This window comes from Hwanghaeella sp. LZ110, from assembly GCF_048892525.1.
In the GTDB taxonomy this organism is placed as follows: Bacteria; Pseudomonadota; Alphaproteobacteria; order UBA8366; family Aestuariispiraceae; genus Pacificispira.
Map to the genome: position 1 here is coordinate 300,651 of NZ_JBLZHT010000001.1, position 24,787 is coordinate 325,437.

The window sequence follows — 24,787 nt, forward strand, 5'->3', positions numbered from 1 at the left end:
TTCATAATCTATATGGGTAAGCACAGATTGTGCCACAAGGTTTGGCTATTTTATGCTGAGAGAGAATTTCATCTTTTTAGGACTGGAGCATACTCTGATTATTTGTCGTTAGTCAGAACAACCTTGGAAGATCCAAAGGTGCTCTGGAAGTAACTCCATACTTGATATGCATAGTGAGCCGTAATACTAATAATGCGTGTGTCGGTTTATTAGATTTGGGGGGGTCTATGTCTTCGTCAGAAAACTCTAACGTTACCGCTGTGCATAACAACGGAGCTTCTTCAAGACCAACGAAATTCTGCCACGCTTGTGGAGCGCAAATCGATCTGGAGGCGGTTGTTTGCCCTAAATGTGGTGTATCACAAAAGGGCAAATCTGGTGTGGGCTCAAAGAGCAGGGTCACAGCCGCTCTGTTGGCATTCTTTCTGGGAGGGCTCGGGATACATAAATTCTATCTTGGGCAAGGTGGAATGGGCGTTTTGTATCTGCTGTTTTGCTGGACATTTATTCCAGCTTTAATCGCATTTATTGAATTCATCATCTATCTGACAATGACGGATGAAGCATTCGCCGAAAAATTTGGATGAGAAGAAAAACGCCAATCGTTGGTTCGCGGCTATTCTCTGTTTAGATATATCCTAAGCAACCTTTCTGTTGCTTAGGATATTGGATATGCGGGGGTTGATGAATGCTGAGATTGGGCGCGTCATTGTCACGAAATCTCCGTTCGTCTGTGCGTTCTTAGGATGATATCTAGAATCCCGGTTTCGGTTAAACTGGTAGAAGGACGTTGCTATGATCGCCATTCGTGACACCCTGCCGATGCATCCTGATCAGGTAACGCGGGATACTGTGGTCGATTTCATCATTGAGATGTTTCACCATATGGGCAGCCAGGATTATCTGGGGGAAGCGATCAGTCAGGGTGAGCATGGTATTCAATGCGCCATTATGGCCGATCAGCTGGAGAGCAAGGATACACTGACCGCTGCGGCCCTGCTGCATGACCTTGGACATTTCCTGCATACCCGCGCCGAAGATTGCGCCGATCATGGAATTGATGCGCAGCATGAAGATTATGGTGCTGATTTTCTGGCCCGGTTCTATCCTCCGGCCGTCAGTGAACCCGTGCGCCTGCATGTGAATGCGAAGCGGTATTTATGCGCAGTTGAGCCTGACTATTTCAATCGCCTGTCGCAGGCATCCATTCGCAGCCTGGAACTTCAGGGGGGCCCGCTGCAGGGCGACGCGCTGGAAGCCTTTGCCGCCAATCCCTATCGACAGGACGCGGTCACATTGAGGCGCTGTGACGAGGGGGCAAAAGTACCCAATCTGTCATTGCCTGATATTGAAACCTTTCGGCCCCTCTTGATGCGCGTGCTTTAGTGCGGTGCGCGCATATTTGGGATCGACCAGGACGCTGTTTGCGGCGCTCCGGGCCGCGTCGCCTTCCGCTCGCGATGCCCCGCATCGCATCGCGAAACGCTCCTAACCGGAGCGCCGCAAACAGCGCCTATGGTCCCTTTATCGGCCCGTCGGACGGCGTCGAGAGCGCTGGACGATGAACCACATCGCCTGCACGCTCTCTTCTAGCCGACAGACCGATAAAGAGATCCTGGTGATTCCAGATATGCGCGTACCACACTAATCAATTGCAGGAATGTCCCAGCGTGTATCCGCTAACAACATTTCCGACAGTTTTTCGGCTGGTTGTGGTGTTGCGAAAAAGAAGCCCTGACCATATTCGCACTTCAAGGCCTTCAGCTTCCGTAAGTGGCGATCTGATTCCACCCCTTCGGCAATAATATCCATGCCAAGGCTGTGGGCCAGCAGGATAATCGAGCGAATGATTTCCATATTTTCCGCCTTTTCATCCATGCTGACGACAAAAGACCGGTCAATCTTCAATGTGTCGAAGGGGAAGCGGTGCAGGTAGCTTAGCGATGAATAGCCTGTTCCAAAATCGTCGATAGACAATGCAACGCCCAATTCTTTCAGGTCCATCAGAATCCGAGAAGTGATTTCCGGATTCATCATGATCATGCTTTCTGTGACTTCCAGCTTCAACTGTGATCCATCAATGCCTTCGCGGGCCAGTATCAGTTCAATCTCCCGCACCATGTCGGGGTCCTGTAACTGCCGACCCGACAGGTTCACACTGATTGTCCTGGGTGCTTTTGACCCCAATGTGTCATCCCATTTCTTGAGTTGCCGGCAGGCTAGGCGCAAGGCGGCCGTGCCAATGGCGTTGATCAGGCCTGTATCTTCCGCCAGGGGAATAAAGTCAGCCGGAACAACAGTCCCACGATCTGGATGTCGCCACCGGGCAAGGGCCTCGACACCGGCAATTTCACCCGTCTCGAAACTGATGATCGGTTGATAATACATTTCAATTTCGTCGCGATCCACGGCACGGCGCAGGTCGTTTTCTAACTGCATCTGGGTGATGGCGCGGGTTTGCATCTGTGAATCGAAAACGGCTGTTGACGATTGTCCCTTTGCCTTGGCCTTGTACATTGCAATATCGGCTGCGCGCAGCATTTCTTCGGCATCGGAAAACCCTTTGCTGGGCGTTGCGATCCCGACGCAGGCAGAGGTGAAGATTTCCTGATCGCCAATCTGGAAGGCTGCGGCCAGGTCTGATTGGACCCAATGCACGGTATCCAAAGCCTCTTCCTCCGACGCGATACTGGTCAGCAGGATGCCAAATTCATCGCCAGACAGGCGGGCGATGGAATCCCCGGCCTTCAATACCGTTTCCAATCTGCGCGCAACTTTGATCAGTAAGGCATCGCCCAGATCATGACCCAGTGAATCATTAATGACTTTAAACCGGTCAAGGTCCAACAGCAGCACCGCATATCTGTCTTTGGCGGTTTCTGGATGGCGCCGGCGTTCCTGTTCTATTCGGTCCAGGAACAGGGCACGATTGGGCAGGCCTGTGACGGGATCATACAGCGCGTCGCGGATCAGCTTTTCTTCCGTTCGTTTGCGCTCTGTTATATCGGTCAAAGAGCCGGTCAGGCGCACCGCCTTCCCGGTGTCGTCCCGCACGGCGATGGCACGGGCCAATGCCCACAAATAATCCCCATTCGCATGCAGGATACGGAAACGCGACTGCAGATGATCGGTGCGACCATCCAGATGCGCATCGATATCCATTTGCAATTCTTCAATATCTTTTGGATGAACCCGATCAAACCAGTCGTGCGATTGTTCTGAAATTGGATCCTTGCCCAATCCCAGCATGTCGCGCCAGCGTGGCGACGTGTACAAATGGTCTTCCTGGATATTCCAATCCCACAGGCCGTCATTCGCCCCGGCAGCGGCAAGCGCATAGCGTTCTTCAGAGCGGCGTAAGGCTTCACTGGTGCGTTCACGGTCGCTGATATCGGTATAGGTGATAACCATGTCGCGATCGCCCATGGTGCTGCACGAGACCTGCACCCAGCGATCATTGCTAAGGCGAACAAATTCGGTGTCGGGCGATGAATGGGTTTCAGCTTTGTGGGAACCCTGACCTTCCATCAGTCGATCCAGTGCCGCGCGTAAAGCGTCGGCGTCCTGGTCTGTCAAAGAAACCCGGATGACATCACGCAGCGACATGCCAACGGATATCTTGTCAGGATCAATGGCGAAAAGGTTTTGAAACCTGTTGTTCCAATTCAGAAGATTCCCCAAATGATCCAATGCCGTCAGGCCATCGCTCATATTATCGAATGTTGTCTTTATCAGGGCTGCGGAGGCCGCCTTTTCCCGCTCTTCCCGGCGTCGGTCGGTGACATCCAGATACAGCGATATCAGCATTCCATCGGGAGATTTTAACCGTCTTATTTCTATTAAACGACCATCAGAAAGCGTTTCTTCGGTCGTGTCCGTGGACGCGCGCTTTAACATGGTCAGGCGGTCTGCAATGAAGTATTCGGGGTTCCGAACGGCTCCGAATTCTCCTCGTTCCAGGCGCAGACGCAGTATCTGTTCAACCGGCACCGGTGTTTTAAACCGGTCTTTCGGCAGATCATATACGGTGTAGAAGTGGTCGTTGCAGGCAACCAGGGTCAAATCCGGGTCAATAATCGTGATCCCTTCAGCCATGCGTTCAACCATGGTCTGCATCAAGGAACGTTCACGACTTAAGGCATGTTTTCTGCGGTTCGTGGCGCTGGCGGAAAATAGGACGGCCAAAATCAGGCCGCTGACAATAACGCTGCCAAGCCGCAGGCTGTTGCCCAACTCATCGGACGGTCCACCCTGAAATCTTTCATTGGCCTGCCAGTTAAAGGAAATGTTCAGGCTGTCTTTGTTGATCTGTGTCGTCAGGGTGACTTGCGCCCCTTCAATCGGGCCGGTTTTGTGAATAGTGTTGTTGCGATCGACGATTGCAACAGAAATACCATCGGGCAGAGACTGCAATAAAATGCTGCGGGTAAGTTTAGTAAGGTTCAGAAGGCCCAGCACGATCCCGTTGTCGCCCTGGCAGACGGTAACCGGCGCCATAATCCCCGTCTTGCCGCTATATACCGGACCAATCATGGGATCATTTTCAGACCGAAAGCCTTCGGTAACGGATTGGACAAATGCAGGCACTGACGTCAGATCAAGACCAGAGAAAAGGCTATCAGGCGCGCCATCGGCGTGAAGCACGATAAAACCATCCCCGGTTTGCGTGCTGGGCAGATGGTCCGGGCCCAGAATTCCGATCCCATAGAGGGATTCGAAACGATCACGATCTTGCCCCGGAACCCAAACAGCATAGGCCAATCCATCAAAGGATATGGACCTTTGACGACGATATAGCAAAGAGGATTCCAGGGTGAAGACAGCATCAAACTGCATGTTGCTGCGCTCAGACCCTTCAGGGAGACTGCGGGCAAATGCATAAAGTTGCAGTTGATCGCGCTGTAGCGCGCCAGACACCATTTGCGTGATGTCATTGGCTTCTTGCGAAACAAGGTTGGACCAATGCTTTGCGGCATGTCGGTCCACTTGCCATGCTGCAATCCATCCCGCACCAATGGTAATAATTGCGATCATAATCGCAAACCAGTACCACCCAGTGGCTAGGCGTTGCCGCACAGGCGAAATCTCCCAAAATACGAACTTATACTGTGTCTGCCTTATTTGTGGCGGGGAGTCCAACAGTCTTGCATTGTTTGGTCAAGTGTCACGGGGATTGGATGCTGTGGAATCCTGGTGTAAAAGCCCGTTCATGAAAACGAAACCGACGATAAACAGCAACAGCCGCGCAATTGATCGGCGGCTGAGTGTTGCCCCGATGATGGACTGGACGGATCGGTTTGACCGGTATTTCCTGCGTCTCATCACGCGGCACAGTCTGTTATACACGGAAATGATAACCACCGGCGCGCTGTTACATGGCGATGCACAGCGGTTCCTGGCATTTGACGGTGCGGAACATCCGGTCGCCTGTCAGTTGGGTGGGTCATCGCCCCATGATCTGGCAAAAGCCGCCCGAATGGTCGAAGGTGCTGGATATGATGAGGTGAACCTGAATGTTGGTTGCCCGTCGGATCGTGTGCAGAATGGGCAATTCGGGGCGTGTCTGATGGCGGATCCCCATTTGGTGCGCGATTGCGTGGCTGCGATGCGCGATGTCGTATCCATTCCCGTAACGGTAAAATGTCGAATCGGGATCAATGGCCGCGACAGTTATCAGGATTTAACGAACTTTATTGATACCGTTCGGCAGGGCGGATGCGATACTTTCATCGTCCATGCCCGGATCGCGATCCTGGAAGGGCTCAGCCCGAAGCAGAATCGTGAAATCCCACCGCTGCAATATGATGTGGTGCATCAGGTAAAGCGGGATTTCCCATCCTTGTCGATCAGTTTGAATGGCGGGATACAAAGCCTGGATGACGCAGTTGTGCATCTATCAGATCTGGATGGCGTCATGATAGGCCGGGCGGCGTATCAGGATCCTTATTGTCTGGCCCAGGCGGATGCTGTGATTTTTGGAGATGCGCCAGGCCAACAAAAAAGTCGGCATGATATTGTGCGTTTGATGCTGCCCTATATTGAGGCGCAATGCCGCGACGGGGTTGCGCTGCACCATATAACCCGACACATTTTGGGACTGTTCAATGGTCTGCCAGGGGCAAGGCGATGGCGGCGTTTTTTGAGTGAAAATGCCTATGGCACAAATGCAGGGCCCGAAATTGTTGAGCAGGCAATGGCCTTGGTGCCAGAGCAGGATGACGCTGGATTGCGGGCCTAAAGGCGGCCGATGCGCACCATGGCTGCATAGACGGCTTTGGCCACTTCTGACGGCTTGTGTCGCCCGATTTCTATTGTTTCCCGGCCGGATTTCAGCATTTCAGGATCAGGCTCCAGCGGTACGATGCCCCATCCGGCATTGTTGATCGCGCGGATCACGGACTCGGCCTGTTTTGTATAATTCTCATTGAAAAAAGTTCGGTCTGCCCGCTTGATCGCCTTGGCGATAATGGTGTGAATATCATCTGACATGCGCGACATTTCCTTATAGAGGAAAAACTTCCGCTCGATTCGGGTAAACAGAGCAAGCACTCTGGTCCTGCAATGCTTGGTCGTGTCGCGCAAGAAACAAGATGGACAGCCGCTTTTATAAAGGGCAATTAGGATTCATGCATTTGCTGATTACGCCCGGTTTGCGGATTCCGTTGACGCTTCTTGTCGCTGCCTGCTGCCTTGGTGGTTTGGTGCAACCTAAGATCATGTCCGTATATGTCTTTGCAGGTGCGGCAATAGCAGCCATTGGTGTCCTGTCGGTGGCTAGGGATTCATCGTGGCGAACCGCTTGTTGGAAGAAATGGCGTATCGGCCTGTCTGCCGGTCTGTTCTTTCTGGTCGTCGCGGGCGCTTCGCTTTTCTGGTTTGTTCCGCAACAGCCGCTGCCATTCGACCGCGTAGGGAAGCTGGCTGCTATGGGGTTTTCCCTGTTCCTGCTTATGGCTGTTCCTTTGGGGCACATAACGATTCGGGCAGTCGCAATGGGACTTCTTATCGGCACCGCTCTGGTGGCCGTTGTCCTTATTGAAAATGGCCTTATTGGATTCCTGGGCACCATTTTTGTCGGTCCGCCAAATACGGGGGGATACGAGAATTTTTATAAGGCGCCTGCAACGATTTTGGCTGTTCTGATATTTCCTGCATTTCTGGTTTATCAGTCTGCCGCCAGCGAAGGCGTTGGTACCAGATTGGTGACAGGGCTGTATGGCGTCGCCGTGCTTGGGGTATTGTTGTCGGGGCATGCGACATCCATTGCGGCGTCATTGATTGGTCTGGGTATCGCCATCGCCGGACGGTGGGCCCCCAAACTTGTTGGGGGCATAATCATAATCGGTGTTTTTGTGATGATGATGGTTGTGCCCTTCGCCAACAGCCCGTCCAACGTCAATGCGCTGCTGTCTGCGACACAGAATCATGCCAGCCTGCAACATCGGGTTCTTATATTGGATTTTGCCCTGAAAAAGATCCACCAGCATCCGTTTCTGGGATGGGGGCTGGACAGTGCGCGGTTCTTGCCGCACGGGTCGGATAGAATTGTGGATACACCTGATCGGTTGCAGGGTCTGGATACCACCCTGTTGCATGAGGGCGTCGTCCGATTAGGACAGAATCTTCCGCTTCATCCCCATAATATTCTTATGCAAATTCGGCTTGAGCTGGGGCTGCCGGGTGTTGCGGCGACACTGCTGGCTTTTGTTTTGATCATTGGCCGAATTGTTCGGCTGCCAGGGGCGCTGGATCGAAGTGTTTGCTTTGGAGGGCTGGTTGCTGCGATTGTCATTGCGTCGATCAGCTATGGGGCCTGGCAGACATGGTGGCTTGGCAGCATGGTGCTGATGACATTCTTCTTTCGGATCGGGTTGCTGTTCTTGCCCGAACGAACCCCTGAATGAGGTGCGTCGATTGCCGTGTTCGAGGCGTTGTTTTCTGGCTAATTATTAGGGTATTTCCATGCCGATCCACCTAAACCCCAATGTTTTAGCAACAGCGGAGCCCCCCATCCCAGAGGCCATGTCCTGGTTGGCGGAAGCCGGAATCACGCCGCAGCGTCCGCTTTTGAATCTGGCGCAAGCCGTGCCAAGCTATCCTCCGGCGGAGAGTTTGCGGGATGCCATGGCGATTGCGGCACAAAAAGTTGAGACCGCATTTTATACACCAATTCTGGGTATCGAACCGCTGAGGGAACGGTTCGCTGAAACGCTGTCGCGGGATTATGAGGGGCAGGTTGGTCCAGAAGATGTGGCGATCAGTGCGGGCGGAAATCATGCTTTCTGCATGGCTGTAATGGCTCTGGCGGGGCCCGGCGATGAAATCATTGTTCCACAGCCGTGTTATTTTAATCACGAAATGTGGTGCACGATGCAGGGAATCCGGGTCGTGCCGCTTCCCTGTCATGCTGGACCGGCAGGGCTTTTGCCTGATCCGAAGGAGGCGGAAGCACTGATCGGCCCGCGCACACGGGCCATTTTGCTGGTCAGTCCGAACAATCCGACAGGAACAGTTTACAGTCCGGAATTGGTGCAGGCATTTTTTGATCTGGCCCACCGCAAACAGATTGCCCTGATGATCGACGAAACATATCGGGATTTTCTGCCCGATGGACTGCCTCCCCATGCCCTTTTCTCTGATCCCCGATGGCGGGATGGATTTGTGCATTTGTACAGTTTTTCGAAGGCCTATAGCCTGACTGGATATCGTGTCGGCGCGTTGACTGCGGGACCCCGTATTATGGCGGCAATTGGCAAGATCGCGGACACGGTGACGATTTGTCCAAGCCATATCGGTCAATTGGCAGCGCTGTATGGCCTTGAAAATTTGGCACAATGGAAACGTCAGCGGCGGGATGAAATGATCAATCGCGTCGCAGCGCTGGATCAGGCTTTCGATGGAAATCCAGGGGGGTACCGTTTGCGATCCCGGGGTGCCTTCTTTGCCTATCTGGAACATCCATATCCCGACAGGACAGCGGCTGATGTCGCACGTATGCTAGTTCGGGATCAGGCGATATTCATGCTGCCGGGACCAATCTTCGGAATTGCGCAGGAACGATATTTGCGTGCCGCTTTTGCCAATGTGGATGAATCCGGGATTTATGCGTTATCTGAGCGTTTGAAGGCACATTCAATCAGAGACGGTGGAATTTTAAAGTAATATGAAATTTAGAATCGTTTCCAGTCATTAAGAGCCGCAGAATGACGCTAATTGTACAATTTATGTGAAATTTTGACCATACAGCTTCCATTTTTTCCCGCAGTGTTTAGGGTGTGATGATCCCACGGCACAGGCGGATGCATTCTGATGCAATCAGACTTTTGCTGGGATTTGAGGAATTGAGGGAGAGGGCAGGCTATAGATTTTTGGGGCACTGAACTGTAACACCTAGATGGATTATTAAGGTTACCATTGAGTTGTTGGGGTTCTTGGGTCACACTCTTCATCAAATAAGATTACACTGTCACCGCGGGAGGCATTTGCGGCAGGCAGGTGCAACCGTGCAACTCGTCTTGGGAGAATGTGAATGAATTATCGGGATCGGAATGGAAAGCCGCTACACAAAGCCATCGGCATGTGGGCGGAAGAAGCGCGCTCTGGTGCGCTGGGACGTCGGGAATTTCTCGCCTTGGCGACAGCATTCGGTGCGACCACTGCTGCTGCTTATGGCATGCTGGGCTTGGCTGTGCCGAAACAGGCAAAAGCGGAGACCCCTAAAAAAGGTGGCGTTTTGCGGGTTGGGGCGAATGTGCGCCGTATCGACGATCCGCGCACGTTTGACTGGTCGGAAATGGCCAATGTGGCGCGTCAGTTCTGCGAGCCTCTGGTGCTGTACACCACCGACTATACGTTTGAGCCCTGGTTGCTGGAAGACTGGTCCGTCAATGATGATGCGACCGAATATGTGCTGAATGTCCGCAAGGGTGTGACCTGGAATAATGGCGACATGCTGACCGCGGAAGATGTTGCCCATAACATTACACGTTGGTGCGAGAAGGCCGTAGAAGGTAACTCAATGGCGGCCCGTATGTCGTCACTGATCGACCCGGATACCGGCAAGGCGTCCGAAGGGGCGATTACGATTGTCGATGAACATACCGTGAAGTTGACGCTGAATCAGCCAGACATCACGATTATCCCAGGTATGGTCGACTATCCGGCGCTGATTGTGCACCGTGATTTCGACAAGAATGGCGCTAAGCTGGGCGAATGGCCGGTTGGAACGGGCGCATTTGAATTGGTCTCGCTGGAAGTTGGCGCGCGCGCCGAGGTCAAGCGTCGGACCAATGGCACCTGGTGGCGTGGTGAATGCTATCTGGATGGCATCACCTGGACCGATTATGGTACCGATCCTTCCGCTATGGTTGCCGCTTATGAATCCGGTGAAGTTCAGCTGAATTATGAATCAACGGCAGATTTCGTGGAAGTCCTGGACAGCCTGGGCACGCTTGTGAAGTCTGAAGCGATCACCGCAGCGACGATCACATGCCGCACCAACACGGACAACAAGCCTTATGATGATGTTCGTGTGCGTCGGGCGTTGCAGTTGGGTGTTGATAACAATGTCGTTCTGGCATTGGGCTATGCCGGTCTGGGTACCGTCGCTGAGAACCATCACGTTGCGCCAATTCACCCGGAATACTTTCCTTTGACACCGTTCAAGCGTGATCCGGAAGAAGCACGCCGTCTGATGACGGAAGCCGGTATGATGGATTACGAACACGAGCTGATCACGATTGACGATGATTATCGCCGGAATTCCGGGGATGCGATCGCTGCTCAATTGCGGGAATGCGGGTTCCAGATTAAACGGACGATCCTGCCTGGTTCCACTTTCTGGAACGATTGGACCAAGTATCCGTATTCAATCACGAACTGGAACATGCGCCCGCTGGGTGTTCAGGTCTTGAGCCTGGCCTATCGCTCTGGCGAAGCCTGGAACGAGTCTGCCCATAAAAACCCAGAGTTTGATGCGGCTTTGGGCAAGGCGCTGACCATCGCGGATGCTGAGGAACGTAAGGTTCTTATGGAAGGCATCGAACGGATGCTCCAGGAAAGCGGTGTCGTTGTTCAGCCTTACTGGCGTGCGGTGTATTGCCACCACACCCCGGCCCTTAAAGGCTATAAAATGCAGCAGACAATGGAACAGCATTTCCATGATGCATGGCTAGACGAAGCGTAAGCGTTCATTTTCAGCAGGAGGGGTCTATCTGACCCCTCCTGTTTTCGCTTATATTCGTTTTTGCTTAGGGGATAGGGGCCGAATCGGTCCCTAATACAGGTCCTATCCGCACTTCACGCAGTTGGGGGGAGCCGATGCTTCGTTTGTTAGCCAATCGTTTTGGGGCCATGCTTCTGACGATGCTGTGCCTGACGCTCATTGTTTTTTTTCTGGTCAATCTGGAACCGAACCTTCGGAAACTTTCCATCAGCCAGACCAATATGCGCGCCTCTGATGAAATGATTGAGCGTTGGTTGGACTATAACGGGTATCGTGAACCATTCCTGGAACGCTATGCGCAATGGTTGGGTGTTATGAAAAAGCAACCCGCGCGTGACGTTGATACGGGAGAACCGAAGCCAAGATTCTCCTTCTGCGATGAGCCACCAGTTGCGACCTATTCCGGGATTCTGCAAGGGAATCTGGGGTGTTCGACGATGTTTCGACAACCGATTCATGAACGATTGCTCCCGGCATTACAATCTACCGGTATTTTGATGTTCTGGGTTATGGCAACGATGGTTCCATCCGCACTGGTAATTGGAATACTTGCGGGTATGCGTGAAGGGACGAATACGGACCGCACACTGTCTGTCGTGTCCATCACGTCCACGGCAACACCGGAATATGTGTCGGGTGTTGTGTTTACGGTTATATTTGCCTCCTGGTTAGGATGGCTTAACGGGTCGGCGGTGACCGCCACCACACAGGGGGTGTCGGTCTATAATTTTGCCCTGCCTGTGATGACGATGGCGATATATGGCATGGGCTATATCGCGCGTATGACGCGGGCCTCTATGGCAGAGGTTATGACGTCGCAGTATATCCGCACCGCGCGGCTGAAGGGGTTGAAGTTTCACACCGTTGTGCTGCGCCATGCGTTGCGCAACGCGCTGATTGCGCCATTCACGGTAATCATGCTGCAATTCCCCTGGTTGTTGACGGGCGTTGTCATTGTCGAGGTGATGTTCCGCTATCAAGGTTTCGGCTGGGTGTTGGTTGAAGCCGCAGGGAACAACGACATCGATATGCTGTTGAGCTGTTCAATCGTTTCGGTTCTGGTCGTTCTGTCGACCCAGATGATATCCGATATTGGATATGCCTACCTCAATCCTCGAATTCGCGTGCGATAGGAGGCAGCTATGGAATATGTCGGATTTGGACAAATTGTCCTTGGTATTCTCACGCAGCTGATTCCTGTCTGGATCGCGATTTTTGTCGTGATGGGACTCAGCTGGACCTTTCACCGCAAGCTGTCGCTGTATGGCCGAATTTATGAAAGCCCGGCGGGATTGATCGGCTTGTTCATCGTATTCTTCTGGCTGTTCTGCGCGCTTTTTGCGGATCTGATTTCACCGTTCGATCCGTTGGAGCAGTTCGCAATTCTGAAGAATAAGGGTCCCGGTGTTATCGAACCGACCACCGGTTTGGTACAGTATCTGGGCGGGGACAAATTTGGTCGGGACGTTTTTAGCCGGATGATTTCAGGCAGCCAGATTGTCATGGTCATTGCGCCTGCTGCGACAATGTTTGCCTTTGTCGTCGGTATCTCCCTGGGCCTTCCCGCAGGGTATTACCGGGGCAAGATCGACAGCATTCTGTCCTTTCTGGCCAATATGGTTCTGGCCTTTCCGGTCATCCTGTTGTTCTACCTGTTGGTGACACCTGGGATCAGAGAGACCGCCCTGCCGCAATCTATGGCCGGTGTGTTCTTTATTTTCCCGATCCTGTTTTTCGGCATGCTGTTTTACAGCCGCTTTCGTGAACGGCCGCAGAAACTGGTCTGGCAGCTTGCATTCGTGCTGATTTTTGGCGGCTGGGTTTATGTCAGCCTGGTGTTTGATGCGGATCCGTTCGGTGTCTTGTCGCTGGAGCCCAACGAATTGAACATTTTCGTGGCGGTTGTTTTTGCTTCCAGCCCAGGCGTGTTCCGGATTGTGCGGGGGCTGACGATGGATATCGCCACCCGTGACTATGTGGCTGCCGCACAGACGCGCGGGGAAATCCCCTTTTATGTCATGTTGTGGGAGATTCTGCCCAATGCGCGCGGGCCGTTGATCGTCGATGCCTGTCTTCGGATCGGATATACGACCATTCTGCTTGGAACTTTGGGGTATTTCGGGTTGGGCCTGGTGCCGGAAAGCCCGGATTGGGGGACGACGATCAAGGAAGGCAGTCGATTGCTGCGCCTGTATTATCACCCTGCGCTGCCCCCTGCCATTGCCCTGATGTCATTCGTTCTGGGTCTTAACTTGCTTGCTGATGCGCTGCGCGAGCAGTCGCTCAAGGATTAGGAGGTCACCATGGTAGAGCCTATTCTGGAGATCAAAGACCTGAACATTTCGTTCTTCACCCGGGCTGGGGAAATTCCAGCCGTTATGGATTTTTCCTGCACTGTGATGCCGGGTGAAACCATGGGACTGGTGGGAGAATCTGGTTGCGGTAAGTCTACCGTTTCCTTGGGAATCATGGGGGATCTGGGCAAGAACGGTCGTATTATGAGCGGCTCTATAAAGTTCAAAGGCAAGGACCTGACCCAGATTTCGGATGAGGAATATCGCCATTTGCGTGGCAACGAGATCGCGATGATCTATCAGGAGCCGATGGCGTCATTGAACCCGGCCATGAAGATCGGTCGACAGTTGATGGAAGTGCCAATGCTTCACGAGGGCAAGTCCCAATCTGAAGCGGCGGAAATGGTAATTGAAATTTTGGGGGCGGTGAAGCTTCCCGATCCTCAACGTGTGTTCAATGCCTATCCGCACCAGCTATCAGGGGGGCAGCAGCAACGTGTGGTGATCGCCATGGGTCTGTTGTCCAAGCCGTCACTGTTGCTGTTGGATGAGCCAACCACGGCCCTGGATGTCACCGTCGAAGCCGGTATCGTTGAATTGGTCAAAGAACTGGCGGAAAATTACGGGACTTCGATGATTTTCGTGTCCCATAATCTGGGGCTGATCCTGGATACCTGTGACCGCATCACGGTTATGTATTCCGGGGAGGCTGTGGAAACAGGCTCAATCAAAGGTGTGTTTGATGAGATGCGCCATCCCTATACCAAGGGGTTGTTGAATTCGATTCCGTTGCCCGGTGCTGATAAGAATCAGCGGCCATTGGTGCCGATACGCGGGCAGTTGCCGCTGCCGCATCAGCGCCCACGCGGGTGCAATTTCGGACCGCGCTGTGATCATTTCAAGGCGGATATATGCGACATCGGTGATGTTCATATGTCTGTGGTTTCTGAGGATGATCGCCATTTCAGCAGATGCGAGCGGATCAAGGAGATCGATTGGGAAGCACCGCCTGTTGAACATGTTATTTCTGAACCAGTGAAATCCGGTGACGTCGTTCTGGACGTACGGAAATTGAAGAAATGGTATGAAGTCGGCGGCGGTTCGATCTTTGGCGGCAATCGAAATCTGACGGTTAAGGCCAATGAGGATATCTCATTGGACGCACGCGAGGCGGAAACTGTCGCCATCGTTGGGGAATCCGGATGCGGGAAATCCACGCTGGCCAAGATCCTTCTGGGTTTGGAAACCTCCACTGCGGGTGATGCGCTGCTCAGCGGTCAGGAAATCGGCAGGGTCGCTGTCAACCAGCGCACCAGCCGCACGGTTGCGTCAATTCAAATGATTTTCCAGAATCCGTTCGATACGCTCAATCCCAGCCAATCGGTAGGTGGTCAGATTGTTCGTACTCTGGAGAAGTTTAATATTGGGGAGAATACCGCGGCGCGACAGGAGCGCATGCTGGAATTGCTGGATCTGGTAAAGTTGCCGCGTGAATTCGCGACACGCATGCCGCGACAGTTATCGGGTGGTCAGAAACAGCGTATTGGGATTGCCCGGGCCTTTGCTGGCGAACCGGAAGTTGTTGTTGCGGATGAGCCGGTTTCTGCACTGGACGTTTCCGTTCAGGCCGCGGTGACTGAATTGCTGATGGATATTCAGCGCCAGTCCCGCACGACGATGCTGTTCATCAGTCATGATATGTCTGTGGTTCGCTATTTGGCCGACCGTGTTGTGGTTATGTATCTGGGTCATATCGTTGAATCGGGGTCGACTGAACAGGTGTTCAGCCCGCCCTATCATCCCTATACGGAAGCCCTGTTGTCGGCTGTGCCGATTGCAGACACATCGGTTGAAAAACGTCGCATTGTTCTGGAAGGCGACATTCCGTCTGCCTTGAATCCGCCAAAGGGCTGTCCTTTCGTCACGCGATGCCAACGCCGAGACTCAGTTCCGAATGATCGGTGTAACACTGAGGTTCCGAAACAGGTGAAACTGGGCGATGGGCATTATGTAAAGTGTCATCTGGCGCAGGAAATCTTTGACAAGATGGAACCCGTCATCGTGGTCAATTCAAAGCGGACTGATAAGGCAAAACCTTCAAGCCAACCAAGCGCGTAATTCGACGTTCATAGATAGAATGACAAAGGGTGTTGATCCCGTGACACAGGCTGAAACTCCAGCGGAATGCGGGTTTTATATGCCGGCTGAATGGGCACCGCATGATGGCTGTTGGATGATGTGGCCCTGCCGCCAGGAAGTTTGGAGCGATATTGAGGCGGTAAAGCAGGATTATGTTGCAATTGCTCATGCGATTGCACGGTTCGAACCTGTCACCATGGCCGTTCCGCCAGGCACTGTGAAAGATGCCCGAAATCGCCTTGGCAGCGATATCACCTTGGCGGAAATACCCATTGATGATTCCTGGGCGCGGGATGCAGGCCCCTGTTTTTTGGTCGATGGCAAAGGCAATCGTGCGGGGGTTAATTTTACCTTCAATGCCTGGGGGGAAACCTATCACCCGTATGATGCAGATAATGCGTTTTCGGAATTCGTGCTGTCCAAGACTGGCGCGCGGCAGTTTCATTCCAAACTGATTGCGGAAGGTGGGGGTGTTTGCGTCGATGGGGAAGGCACCTTGCTGACCACCGAGACCTGTTTCCCCAATTCAAACCGCAATCCGGATTGGTCGCGCGATGAGATTGAGGCGGAACTGAAAGCCATGCTGGGGGTGAAGAAAGTTATTTGGCTGCCGGGCAATGAGTTAGAGACAGAAACAAATGGCCATATTGATGGCATTGCGATGTTTGTCGCGCCGGGCCAGGTCCTGATAGAAGATGGGGACGAGCCGGGCGATCCCTGGGGGGAGATTAAACGCGCCAACATTGCCGCACTGGATGGGCAAACGGATGCGCAGGGCCGTTCAATCCATATGACCCTGATCCCGGAAGCATTGGAGGCAGAATCGGACAGCGATAAATTCTGCCGATCCTATGTGAATGGCTATATCGCCAATGGTGGTTTCATCATGCCCCGATATGGCATTCCCGCCGATGATGTCGCCCGCGAGGTTTTCGAGGATGTAATGTTTGGTCGCGAAATTGTGGCCGTGTCGGTTGATGCCTTAGCGACGGGCGGGGGTGGTATTCATTGCATCACCCAACAGGTGCCGCGCGCCTAGATCAGACCCACATAGTCAGATATTTGCGGGCAATCTGTTGCAGCGTGTCACGGCCAAAGCTGGGGTCGTGACCGGCATGAACAACGGTTGCTGGAATATCCATCAGTGTCCTAAGGGTCGCGATGTATTGGTCCAAGTCTGCCCCGGGCAGGGTTTCGATCAGCGGACCATCATAGATCGCATCGCCAGAAAACAGGGTGCCGCTCTTCGCCTCCCATAAGCCAATGCTGCCTGGAGAATGGCCCGGCAGGTGCAGGATTTCAAACTGCCGATCGCCCAGATCGATGACATCGCCCGCTTCAACCGTGGTGATTTTGTTCTGGACGCCCTTCAACTCATAGTCTTCCAGATTGAACCCCTTTTTCGGGATCGCGGTAACCAGAACATCTTTTAACTTATAGCCGGACGCTTCGATCTTCTCTGCGACATAGGGGTCTATTGTGTCTTTGGTCAGCCCCGCAAAGTTGCTCTTATCCTCATTACGCAGGGACGCCTCCTCCAGCTTATGCACGATGCATTCCTGAAATTCGTGGTGTCCGCCGACATGGTCGTAATGGGTATGTGTTGCCACGGCTTTGACAGGCTTTTCCAGAAGGTCCTGTGCGGCCTCTGCCAGGCTGGCAATGCCAAGGCCGGTATCGATCATAAGGTCAAAATCCCGCCCGCGCACATGCCAGATGTTACAGCGGATCAGCGGGTCGACATAAGGTTCCCAAAGCAAGGTAATCGCGTCATCGATTGTTTTGCGTTCAAACCAATGATCGGCGATCTTCAGGGCCATGCTGTCCTCCGGTTGGGCCAGATTGATTCCAGGTTGGATCAATTTCAGGTTGGATCAATGCTGGCGGCTTCGCTCAATCCACTGCCCCCATAAATCCATTCAATCTCATCATACCAATCTTCGGTGGATTTGGCGCGCATGATCGCGTTGCGCAGGGCCGCATGGGCCCCGTCAGGATGATAGATATGGTCTCCGATGGCACGTGATTGCAGTTGCACCCGCGCCGTGCGCAACAGGCGACGGTTCTGATAGGCCGCAAGGGCGCGTTCCACATTGCCGGATAGGGCCTCTAGTTGTGCGGTCAGGCAAACGGCATCTTCCATCGCCATGCAAGCGCCCTGGGCGAAATATTGCATCATCGGATGGGCCGCATCTCCCAACAAGGCCACACGCCCATCTACCCAATTGGTGATTGGGTCGCGATCACACAGGACCCATAACTTCCAATCCTTGCCCCGTTCTATAATCTCGCGGGGCAGGGGATGGATATGTTCAAAACCGCGCCGGACTTCCTCATGGGTAACGGGCAGGCCGGCAACAGGTTCCGGGGCATCATTGTGATAGGTGACGACCAGATTGAAGACCTTCCAGCCTGATAGCGGGTAATGCACGATATGGCATTTCGGTCCGGCCCACAGTGTCGCTGCATTCCAACGCAGCTCTTCGGGCATCTGGTCTGTTGGAATAACAGAACGGTACGTTGTGTGGCCGGAAACGCGCGGCGGGCCGTCGGCAGCCAGCTTCTTGCGGATTTTAGACCATAATCCGTCTGCACCAATCAACGCCGTCCCTGTCACCCGGGATCCATCGGCCAGGATTGCCGTTGCCGTGGTGCCATCCTGATCATAATCCACGACTTCACTGCTGGTGCGCAATTCGACTAGCGGATGATCCTGACAGGCCTTCAGGAAAACACCATGCAAATCGCCGCGATGAACGACCGCATAGGGATTCTTAAACCGTTTTCGAAACCCTTCATCCAGAGGGATCTGACAGATCTGATCGCCGCTCATGGCATCCATCAGGCGCAGATTATCCACATAAACGGCCATACTGCGCGCCGTGTCACCGACCCCCAGATAATCGAATGCGTGAAAGGCATTCGGGCCAAGCTGGATACCTGCCCCGATTTCCCCCAATTTGGCGGACCGTTCCAGGACCAGGGATGGAATGCCTTTCTGCGCCAAGCCGCTGGCAAGGGCCAAACCACCAATGCCGCCGCCTGCGATCAGAATGCGCGTTGTCTCTGTCATTTCGCGTTCCTCCCAGAACGGATTGTCGGTTATTCTGCGTCTGGCTGTGCGCCAGGTTGCGCCGCCTTAAAGGCCGGATGGGTGTCCATCTGTGTTTGAATGGCGCGCAAACGGGGCATATCTGTCAGATCCACCTTAAAGCGGGCGGCGGAAAACAATTGTGGTGCCAGGCAGATATCCGCCAGACCGGGCGCATCGCCAAAGCAGAACCGCGTTTCTGGTTGATCAGCCAGCAGCTGTTCGCAGGCCATCAACCCGTCGGTCAGCCAACGATGGATCCAGGCCATTACACCGTCTTCGTCCAGCTTTAAATCCTGCCGTAAATAGCTCAGCACCCGAAGGTTTTGCAGGGGGTGAATATCGCAGGCGATAACCTGTGCAAAACCCCGAACCTTGGCGCGCTGGATCGGATCGTTGGGCAGGATCGGTGGTTGGGGGTGGGTTTCTTCCAACCATTCCAGAATGGCCATGGACTGGGTCAGGATGGTGCCATCCGTCTCCAATGCTGGCACCATGGCCTGGGGATTGATCTCGCGAAATGCATCCGTTTTCTGCTCCCCACCATTGCGCGTCAAATGAATGGGAATCATCTCCGGCGACAGGCTTTTCAGATTAAAAGCAATCCTCAGGCGGAAGGCGGCGGAGCTTCTGAAATATCCGTAATACTTCATTCCGGGTCTCCAACAGTCAGGTCAACCGGCTGCAAGCCGTCTACAACCCCATGGATTTTGTCGCCAGGCACGACAGGCCCCACACCTGCGGGCGTGCCAGTATAGATCAGATCCCCGGGGATCAGATGATAGTATTTCGATAGGTCCGCGATCAGCTCCGGGACCGAATGGATCAAATCACCCAGGGTGGCTTCCTGCTTAGTCTCTCCATTCACTGCCAGCGTGATGCGCTGGGGTGCCAGATCGGCGACATAGTCTGTGGCCTTCTTCATTGGCGCGATGATGGCAGATTGCTCAAAGGCCTTGCCCAGATCCCATGGGCGCTGTTTTGCCCGCGCGGCCAGTTGCAGGTCCCGGCGTGTCATATCCAGGCCGGCGGCATAGCCATAAACGGCCTTTCCGGCATCGGCGACACGGGCCCGAAAGGCAGGCGCGCCAATTGCGACCACCAATTCCATTTCGTAATGGTAGTTTTCCGTACCTGGAGGATAGGGCACGGTCGCACCGGACATTACAATGGCAGAGGAAGGTTTGATAAAATAGAACGGCGCTTCCCGATCTACTTCGACGCCCATTTCCGCGGCATGGGCTGCATAATTGCGCCCAACGCAGAATATCCGGCCAACCGGATAATGCGCAGTTTCCTGTTCCACGGGGACAGAGAATTCATTTTCAATGCTAAACAATAGGCTCACGATAATGGCTCCTGATCGTTTTGATGCGTGCCGATGGATAAAATGTAAGTGTACTCTCTAATTTAATAAGTATACTGTCAAATAAGAATGTAAGCGAAGTATGTCCTTTTCCGGGAAGACAGGAGATACCATGGCAGATATTACCAATATGCCGGGACATTTGATCCGCAGGTTGCACCAGATTTCCCAGTCGGTTTTTGCTGAAATGACCCAGGCAGCCGGGATTGATTTAACCCCGGTGCAGTATGCCGCCCTTAAGACGATTCTTCGCAATCCCGGTATCGATCAAGCCACCCTGGCCGGGGCAATTGCTTATGATCGTGCGACAATTGGGGGCGTTGTCGATCGACTGGAGCGTAAGGCTTTGGTTAAACGTATTCCTAAGGCCCAGGATCGACGTGCCCGGGCATTGACAGCGACACAGGCTGGGCGGCGTCTTTCAGACCTGGCGGAGCCGGTGGTTTCCGAAATTCAATCAGCCATGCTGGACGGATTGGACGCTGGGGAGCGGTCTCAATTAATCGCTTTGTTAAGTAAAGCGACGCAGGCAGGCAACCAACGCAGCCGTGCCCCCTTTATTGATATTCAGTCCCTTTAACAAAATCGACAATCAGGGCGCAGAATTAAGAATCTAACGTACCGACGAAAGAGTTGTAGTGCGATACAAATGAAGTGGCTAAACTTGCTGTGGTTGTGGATTGATCCAGAAAAGAAAACATATTTATGAAATTGAATAAAAGCATGAGCAGCCGGCCGATATTGTTGTCCCTGGGATGCTTGATTCTGATTGCGGGTGGGTTGGTTTCCTACTTCACGTATCAGTATGAAAAAGAAAGCCTTTTCACTCAGGCATCGAAAGAGCTACATGTTTCTGCGGATGCCTTTGTCCGTGCTTTGAATGATATTTTTGAGCCAGCCCTGGTCTTGTCGCGAACGATTGTTGATTCTGGAATTTGGCGTGAAGATCCAGCCGGAAATGCTGACTCGTTCTTTAGCTTAACAACCGGACCTGTGCGCCAGTTTGAACATCTCAACGGCGCCTTTATCGGATTTCCAGATGGGCGGTTCTTTCATATCCAGAACCTGACATTGTCGGGTGCCCGGAATATGGAAAAAATTGCGATCCATCGGCGGACAATCGGGGATCCGATAAATCAGCCAGAGGGGCATTGGGAACTGTACAACCCGGTAAGTCGGAAATGGGCTTACGACAAGACACGCAGTGAACCTTTCGATCCCCGCACCCGTCCGTGGTACACCAGCGCGTTAGAAGCGAATGGGCCGGTATGGACGGAATCCTATGTATTCGCATCCAGCGGCCAAATCGGCGTTACCTATGCCCAACCGCTTTTCGACGATACCGGCGCTTTATGGGGGGTGTTGGGAATTGATCTGTCGTTAAATACATTGTCGCGGACAATGCTGCAGACTGCGGACGATCTGGCTGGCATTGGTAATCTTGTGTTTGCGACCGATTTGGGAAACAAAATGCTGGGCCATCCCGATTTTGTGGAGCAGGCGGAAGAAATGAGGCGGGATACCGCCACCTTTTTTGCCCGTTACAGTGTACCGACCAGTTTTGAAGGCACCGTACAACGAACCGTCACAACGCCCGGTCAGGTGGTGCCGCTGTCTCTGGATAAGCGGTCCTTTATCGCGATCAAGGCCGTTCTGGACCCTGCCAAAGCGATGCCCCTGAATATCTTTATCGCCAGGGATCTTGATGTCGTATTGGCCGATGCGGAAGCCGGGATGCAGCGAAATGTGATCCTGCTGTTCAGCGCGATTTTGATTTTCGGCATTGTTGGCCTGTATGCCGTGAAACTGCGGGTGGAGGTATTGGCCCGTGAACGCGCCGAGGCGGAACTGATCGACGCGAAGGAAATTGCAGAGGCGGCGACAAAGGCAAAATCAACATTCCTGGCAACGATGAGCCATGAAATTCGAACGCCAATGAATGGCGTTGTCTCTATGGCAGAGTTATTGACGTTGACGCGCCTGGATACGGAACAACGGCGTATGGCGGGCATTATCAATAATTCTGCAATGGCCCTGCTGACGATCATCAATGATATCCTGGATTTTTCCAAGATTGAGGCCGGAAAGATCGAAATTGAAACGATCCCGTTTTCCCTGTCGGAAGTGGTTGATGGATGCGCCGAACTTCTGGCCCCCCGCGCGGATGAGCGGGGCCTGGCTTTCGCTGTAGAAATAGACCCGGCACTGGTGGATCACCGGTTGGGAGATCCAACGCGCATCCGTCAGGTTCTTCTGAATCTGGGGGGCAATGCCGTTAAGTTTACGGAGTCTGGTTCCGTAGAAATTGTGGTTGGCCAAAGACCGGAGACTGAAGGGGGGCAGGATGGTGACTGGTTGCGGTTTCAGGTGCATGACACCGGGATCGGGCTGACACCAGAGCAGCAGGGCAAATTGTTTCAGGCCTTTGTGCAGGCAGATACATCAACATCCCGCAAATTCGGTGGAACCGGTCTGGGGCTGTCCATCTGTCAACGGCTGTGCACCCTGATGGGCGGAGATATCTTTGTTACCAGCGCCATTGGGGAAGGGTCGACCTTCACGTTCGATTTACCCTTGTCACCGCAGGGAGATGAAGCCCTGCGATATCCTGCGGATTTGTCAGCGGCCCGTGTTTGTCTGCTTGGTCTGCCGGACCGGGTAATCGATATCGCAACGCGCTATCTGCATGCCACAGACGTTACAAAGGTTACGGTTGCAAAGGGCCTAGGGGATATCGATGCGACGTCGGATCTTTTGATCCTTGATGCATCCTATCCATTGCCAGATGTCAGTGCTGCTATCGCTGTAGTCGGTTCCCGCAGTGCAATTGCGGAGTTATCGGCGACAGATCGGGCCAGATTGTCCGGTGTAATGACCTATCCACTGTCACGGGAACCCTTATGGCATGTGGTTGCCGTCGCGCTTGGGCTTGAGGCGGCAGAAGTTCTTCTGGAACGAGAAGATCTCGCCTTTGGACCCCCAGATGTGGAGGATGCGCGCCGTGAAAACGCGCTGATTCTGGTGGCGGAAGATAATGAAACCAATCAAATCGTCATCCGTCAGATGCTCAGCAAAATGGGATTTGCCTGTGAACTGGCGGAAAATGGGCAAGTGGCGCTGGATATGCTGGCGCGGCCTGGCTATGGCCTGTTATTGACTGATTTTAACATGCCCGTCATGGATGGGTTTGAGCTCAGTCGTGCGGTTCGCGCGCAGGAAATGGGTACAGGGCGGCACTTGCCCATTTTGGCCCTGACGGCGGATGCCTTGGCAGGCGCAGAACAGGCTTGTCGCGACGCGGGTATGGATGGGTTCTTCACCAAACCGATCGACAGTCGTAAATTAGGCGCAGCGCTGGCTGAATTTTTGCCCCAGGCCTTGTCATTGCGAAAAACCCAGGTAATGGCGACACCGGACCCTGTTGACCCGCCGGAAGCGGCTGGTCCCGATTGGGATACTGAGATCTTTGACGCAACGCAGATGACAGAAGCGTTTGGCAGCATTGATGCCGATGCAAAAGCCCTGATCAAGGATGCGGCACAGGGATGGCGTGGGCGTATTGAGGAAATTGAGGCTGCTATAGCGGCGGGGGATCAGCCCGCGGCACGTCATGCGGCCCATGCCCTGAAGGGCGCGGCCCTGTCCGTTGGGGCAAAGAGATTGGGACGATTGGCAAGTGATATACAGGATGCCCTGGACGAGGGGGATATGGATATGGCCGGTATGCTTGCAGAAGTGCTGACGGATTCTTTGGATGAGTTTAATGCGATCCTACCAAGGATTCTTGCTATGTAGCTGGGGAGATTAAACATGGCGGAAATTAATTATGAGACAACGCGGATTCTGGTGATTGAAGATGAAATCCACATTCGGAAAATCATCTGCCGATTGTTGCGTCAAATCGGCTATCGCCTGATTGATGAAGCAGCCGATGGGGCCGAAGGGTTCAAGACATTGCTGCGCGTTCAGCCCGATGTCATCTTGTGCGATATTCACATGGAACCGGTGGATGGCATCACCTTTTTGCGAAAGTTGCGGGCATTGAGCCAACCGAAATATGCGGCCCAGCCGGTTATTTTTCTAACGGGAGATACTGACAGTACGACGGTTATTGCCGCCAAGGATTTGCGGGTCGATGGGTATCTGGTCAAACCTGTTTCTTTGAATGCGTTGAAAGACCGGATTGAAGCCGTGCTGTCGCGGTAGGCTAACTGGCGCCGAATATTACTGCGTGCATTGTGCGCCCCGGCAACAGGGTAAATGCCCCGGTGATCAACAGCGCTAAAAGGTATAGCTGAGTCATCTGGTGTTTGTGTTTTGTAATTTCGCCCCGTCTTGCGGCCCTGATTCCGCTGAACAAATAGAAAAGCACAATAATCGATAGAAGGTGAATGGCGCTGAACGGCCCAAAGACCTTGAACTCATGTATCCAGAAGCTGCTTACGGCAACGATCGCCATCAGGGACACCCATAAGGTTCCTATCCCGCGATGGGTCGATGTACCCTTTGGCAAAATGAATTGAAATGCGCCCAGCACCAGGGCGCCTATCGCTACTATAGCATGGATTGAGATGATGATCCCATCATTCCAAAGGGGGGTTAACGTCATGTCGCTTCACCTTTAATTCGGGGAAGACTAAACCGTTTGCAGGGCTCCCTTAAGGGCGTATTAT

20 protein-coding genes are annotated in these 24,787 nt (G+C 53.3%); 13 read left to right on the forward strand and 7 right to left on the reverse strand.

Going from position 1 to position 24,787, the window contains the following annotated elements; genetic code table 11:
• Window positions 1-227 precede the first annotated feature (227 nt).
• Window positions 228-587: a zinc-ribbon domain and TM2 domain-containing protein gene (locus tag ACOSDM_RS01345; protein WP_420722669.1), complete on the forward strand. Its 360-nt coding sequence runs from the start codon at window positions 228-230 to the stop codon at window positions 585-587.
• A 208-nt stretch (window positions 588-795) separates the two neighbouring features.
• Window positions 796-1,386 carry an HD domain-containing protein gene (locus ACOSDM_RS01350; protein WP_420722670.1) on the forward strand — a complete coding sequence of 197 codons (591 nt, stop codon included), beginning with the start codon at window positions 796-798 and terminating at the stop codon, window positions 1,384-1,386.
• Between the two features lie 258 nt (window positions 1,387-1,644).
• On the opposite strand, the gene ACOSDM_RS01355 is transcribed toward ACOSDM_RS01350, so the two are convergent.
• A complete protein-coding gene (locus tag ACOSDM_RS01355; RefSeq protein WP_420722671.1) occupies window positions 1,645-5,034 on the reverse strand; it encodes an EAL domain-containing protein in 3,390 nt (1,129 codons plus the stop codon).
• A gap of 175 nt (window positions 5,035-5,209) precedes the next feature.
• Here ACOSDM_RS01355 and dusA point away from each other — a divergent pair, with 175 nt between their 5' ends.
• Window positions 5,210-6,238: a tRNA dihydrouridine(20/20a) synthase DusA gene (dusA, locus tag ACOSDM_RS01360; protein ID WP_420722672.1), complete on the forward strand. Its 1,029-nt coding sequence runs from the start codon at window positions 5,210-5,212 to the stop codon at window positions 6,236-6,238.
• Here dusA and ACOSDM_RS01365 read toward each other — a convergent pair.
• Window positions 6,235-6,489 carry a hypothetical protein gene (locus ACOSDM_RS01365; RefSeq protein WP_420722673.1) on the reverse strand — a complete coding sequence of 85 codons (255 nt, stop codon included), beginning with the start codon at window positions 6,487-6,489 and terminating at the stop codon, window positions 6,235-6,237. The two genes, dusA and ACOSDM_RS01365, sit on opposite strands and share 4 nt — an antisense overlap.
• A 137-nt stretch (window positions 6,490-6,626) precedes the next feature.
• Between ACOSDM_RS01365 and ACOSDM_RS01370 the strand changes: the two genes are divergently transcribed.
• The 7 genes from ACOSDM_RS01370 (at window position 6,627) to ACOSDM_RS01400 (ending at window position 16,696) form a co-directional block, all read left to right on the forward strand.
• Window positions 6,627-7,904 carry an O-antigen ligase family protein gene (locus ACOSDM_RS01370; RefSeq protein WP_420722674.1) on the forward strand — a complete coding sequence of 426 codons (1,278 nt, stop codon included), beginning with the start codon at window positions 6,627-6,629 and terminating at the stop codon, window positions 7,902-7,904.
• 58 nt (window positions 7,905-7,962) lie between these two features.
• Window positions 7,963-9,162 (forward strand): aminotransferase, encoded by a 1,200-nt coding sequence (locus tag ACOSDM_RS01375; protein ID WP_420722675.1) that lies wholly within the window; start codon window positions 7,963-7,965, stop codon window positions 9,160-9,162.
• Between the two features lie 367 nt (window positions 9,163-9,529).
• A complete protein-coding gene (locus ACOSDM_RS01380; protein ID WP_420722676.1) occupies window positions 9,530-11,185 on the forward strand; it encodes an ABC transporter substrate-binding protein in 1,656 nt (551 codons plus the stop codon).
• Window positions 11,186-11,319: 134 nt separating this feature from the next.
• Window positions 11,320-12,357, forward strand: a complete 1,038-nt coding sequence (locus ACOSDM_RS01385; RefSeq protein ID WP_420722677.1) for an ABC transporter permease — start codon at window positions 11,320-11,322, stop codon at window positions 12,355-12,357.
• Window positions 12,358-12,366: 9 nt separating this feature from the next.
• On the forward strand, window positions 12,367-13,518 hold the full coding sequence (locus tag ACOSDM_RS01390; protein ID WP_420722678.1) for an ABC transporter permease: 1,152 nt from the start codon (window positions 12,367-12,369) through the stop codon (window positions 13,516-13,518).
• A gap of 9 nt (window positions 13,519-13,527) precedes the next feature.
• A complete protein-coding gene (locus ACOSDM_RS01395) occupies window positions 13,528-15,636 on the forward strand; it encodes a dipeptide ABC transporter ATP-binding protein (RefSeq protein ID WP_420722679.1) in 2,109 nt (702 codons plus the stop codon).
• A 40-nt stretch (window positions 15,637-15,676) separates the two neighbouring features.
• Window positions 15,677-16,696, forward strand: coding sequence for an agmatine deiminase family protein (locus ACOSDM_RS01400; RefSeq protein ID WP_420722680.1), 1,020 nt, complete (start codon window positions 15,677-15,679; stop codon window positions 16,694-16,696).
• Window position 16,697: 1 nt separating this feature from the next.
• Here the strand turns inward: ACOSDM_RS01400 and ACOSDM_RS01405 are convergent, their stop codons facing one another.
• From ACOSDM_RS01405 to ACOSDM_RS01420, 4 genes are read right to left on the reverse strand one after another with little or no spacing between them, the layout of a single operon-like run.
• The gene (locus ACOSDM_RS01405) at window positions 16,698-17,477 is read right to left on the reverse strand and encodes an MBL fold metallo-hydrolase (protein WP_420722681.1); all 780 of its coding nucleotides are present in this window, start codon (window positions 17,475-17,477) and stop codon (window positions 16,698-16,700) included.
• Window positions 17,478-17,521: 44 nt separating this feature from the next.
• The gene (locus ACOSDM_RS01410) at window positions 17,522-18,730 is read right to left on the reverse strand and encodes a 3-hydroxybenzoate 6-monooxygenase (RefSeq protein WP_420722682.1); all 1,209 of its coding nucleotides are present in this window, start codon (window positions 18,728-18,730) and stop codon (window positions 17,522-17,524) included.
• A 29-nt stretch (window positions 18,731-18,759) separates the two neighbouring features.
• A complete protein-coding gene (gene maiA, locus ACOSDM_RS01415) occupies window positions 18,760-19,401 on the reverse strand; it encodes a maleylacetoacetate isomerase (RefSeq protein WP_420722683.1) in 642 nt (213 codons plus the stop codon).
• Complete coding sequence (locus tag ACOSDM_RS01420; protein ID WP_420722684.1) at window positions 19,398-20,096, reverse strand: fumarylacetoacetate hydrolase family protein; 699 nt, start codon at window positions 20,094-20,096, stop codon at window positions 19,398-19,400. Before ACOSDM_RS01420 ends, maiA begins: the two co-directional genes overlap by 4 nt.
• Before the next feature lie 130 nt (window positions 20,097-20,226).
• Here ACOSDM_RS01420 and ACOSDM_RS01425 point away from each other — a divergent pair, with 130 nt between their 5' ends.
• The 3 genes from ACOSDM_RS01425 (at window position 20,227) to ACOSDM_RS01435 (ending at window position 24,320) form a co-directional block, all read left to right on the forward strand.
• Window positions 20,227-20,694, forward strand: coding sequence for a MarR family winged helix-turn-helix transcriptional regulator (locus ACOSDM_RS01425; protein ID WP_420722685.1), 468 nt, complete (start codon window positions 20,227-20,229; stop codon window positions 20,692-20,694).
• Window positions 20,695-20,837: 143 nt separating this feature from the next.
• Window positions 20,838-23,909, forward strand: coding sequence for an ATP-binding protein (locus tag ACOSDM_RS01430; RefSeq protein WP_420722686.1), 3,072 nt, complete (start codon window positions 20,838-20,840; stop codon window positions 23,907-23,909).
• Between the two features lie 15 nt (window positions 23,910-23,924).
• Entirely contained in the window at window positions 23,925-24,320 is a 396-nt protein-coding gene (locus ACOSDM_RS01435; RefSeq protein WP_420722687.1) for a response regulator, read from the forward strand.
• 1 nt (window position 24,321) lies between these two features.
• On the opposite strand, the gene ACOSDM_RS01440 is transcribed toward ACOSDM_RS01435, so the two are convergent.
• Entirely contained in the window at window positions 24,322-24,723 is a 402-nt protein-coding gene (locus ACOSDM_RS01440; protein ID WP_420722688.1) for a DUF2306 domain-containing protein, read from the reverse strand.
• Window positions 24,724-24,787 lie beyond the last annotated feature (64 nt).

Bases quoted from the DNA above. Each gene is read 5' to 3' on its own strand.
- ACOSDM_RS01345 (WP_420722669.1), top strand. From the start codon at position 228: ATGTCTTCGTCAGAAAACTCTAACGTTACCGCTGTGCATAACAACGGA.
- ACOSDM_RS01350 (WP_420722670.1), top strand. From the start codon at position 796: ATGATCGCCATTCGTGACACCCTGCCGATGCATCCTGATCAGGTAACG.
- ACOSDM_RS01355 (WP_420722671.1), bottom strand. From the start codon at position 5,034: ATGATCGCAATTATTACCATTGGTGCGGGATGGATTGCAGCATGGCAA.
- dusA (WP_420722672.1), top strand. From the start codon at position 5,210: ATGAAAACGAAACCGACGATAAACAGCAACAGCCGCGCAATTGATCGG.
- ACOSDM_RS01365 (WP_420722673.1), bottom strand. From the start codon at position 6,489: ATGTCAGATGATATTCACACCATTATCGCCAAGGCGATCAAGCGGGCA.
- ACOSDM_RS01370 (WP_420722674.1), top strand. From the start codon at position 6,627: ATGCATTTGCTGATTACGCCCGGTTTGCGGATTCCGTTGACGCTTCTT.
- ACOSDM_RS01375 (WP_420722675.1), top strand. From the start codon at position 7,963: ATGCCGATCCACCTAAACCCCAATGTTTTAGCAACAGCGGAGCCCCCC.
- ACOSDM_RS01380 (WP_420722676.1), top strand. From the start codon at position 9,530: ATGAATTATCGGGATCGGAATGGAAAGCCGCTACACAAAGCCATCGGC.
- ACOSDM_RS01385 (WP_420722677.1), top strand. From the start codon at position 11,320: ATGCTTCGTTTGTTAGCCAATCGTTTTGGGGCCATGCTTCTGACGATG.
- ACOSDM_RS01390 (WP_420722678.1), top strand. From the start codon at position 12,367: ATGGAATATGTCGGATTTGGACAAATTGTCCTTGGTATTCTCACGCAG.
- ACOSDM_RS01395 (WP_420722679.1), top strand. From the start codon at position 13,528: ATGGTAGAGCCTATTCTGGAGATCAAAGACCTGAACATTTCGTTCTTC.
- ACOSDM_RS01405 (WP_420722681.1), bottom strand. From the start codon at position 17,477: ATGGCCCTGAAGATCGCCGATCATTGGTTTGAACGCAAAACAATCGAT.
- ACOSDM_RS01410 (WP_420722682.1), bottom strand. From the start codon at position 18,730: ATGACAGAGACAACGCGCATTCTGATCGCAGGCGGCGGCATTGGTGGT.
- maiA (WP_420722683.1), bottom strand. From the start codon at position 19,401: ATGAAGTATTACGGATATTTCAGAAGCTCCGCCGCCTTCCGCCTGAGG.
- ACOSDM_RS01425 (WP_420722685.1), top strand. From the start codon at position 20,227: ATGGCAGATATTACCAATATGCCGGGACATTTGATCCGCAGGTTGCAC.
- ACOSDM_RS01430 (WP_420722686.1), top strand. From the start codon at position 20,838: ATGAGCAGCCGGCCGATATTGTTGTCCCTGGGATGCTTGATTCTGATT.
- ACOSDM_RS01435 (WP_420722687.1), top strand. From the start codon at position 23,925: ATGGCGGAAATTAATTATGAGACAACGCGGATTCTGGTGATTGAAGAT.
- ACOSDM_RS01440 (WP_420722688.1), bottom strand. From the start codon at position 24,723: ATGACGTTAACCCCCCTTTGGAATGATGGGATCATCATCTCAATCCAT.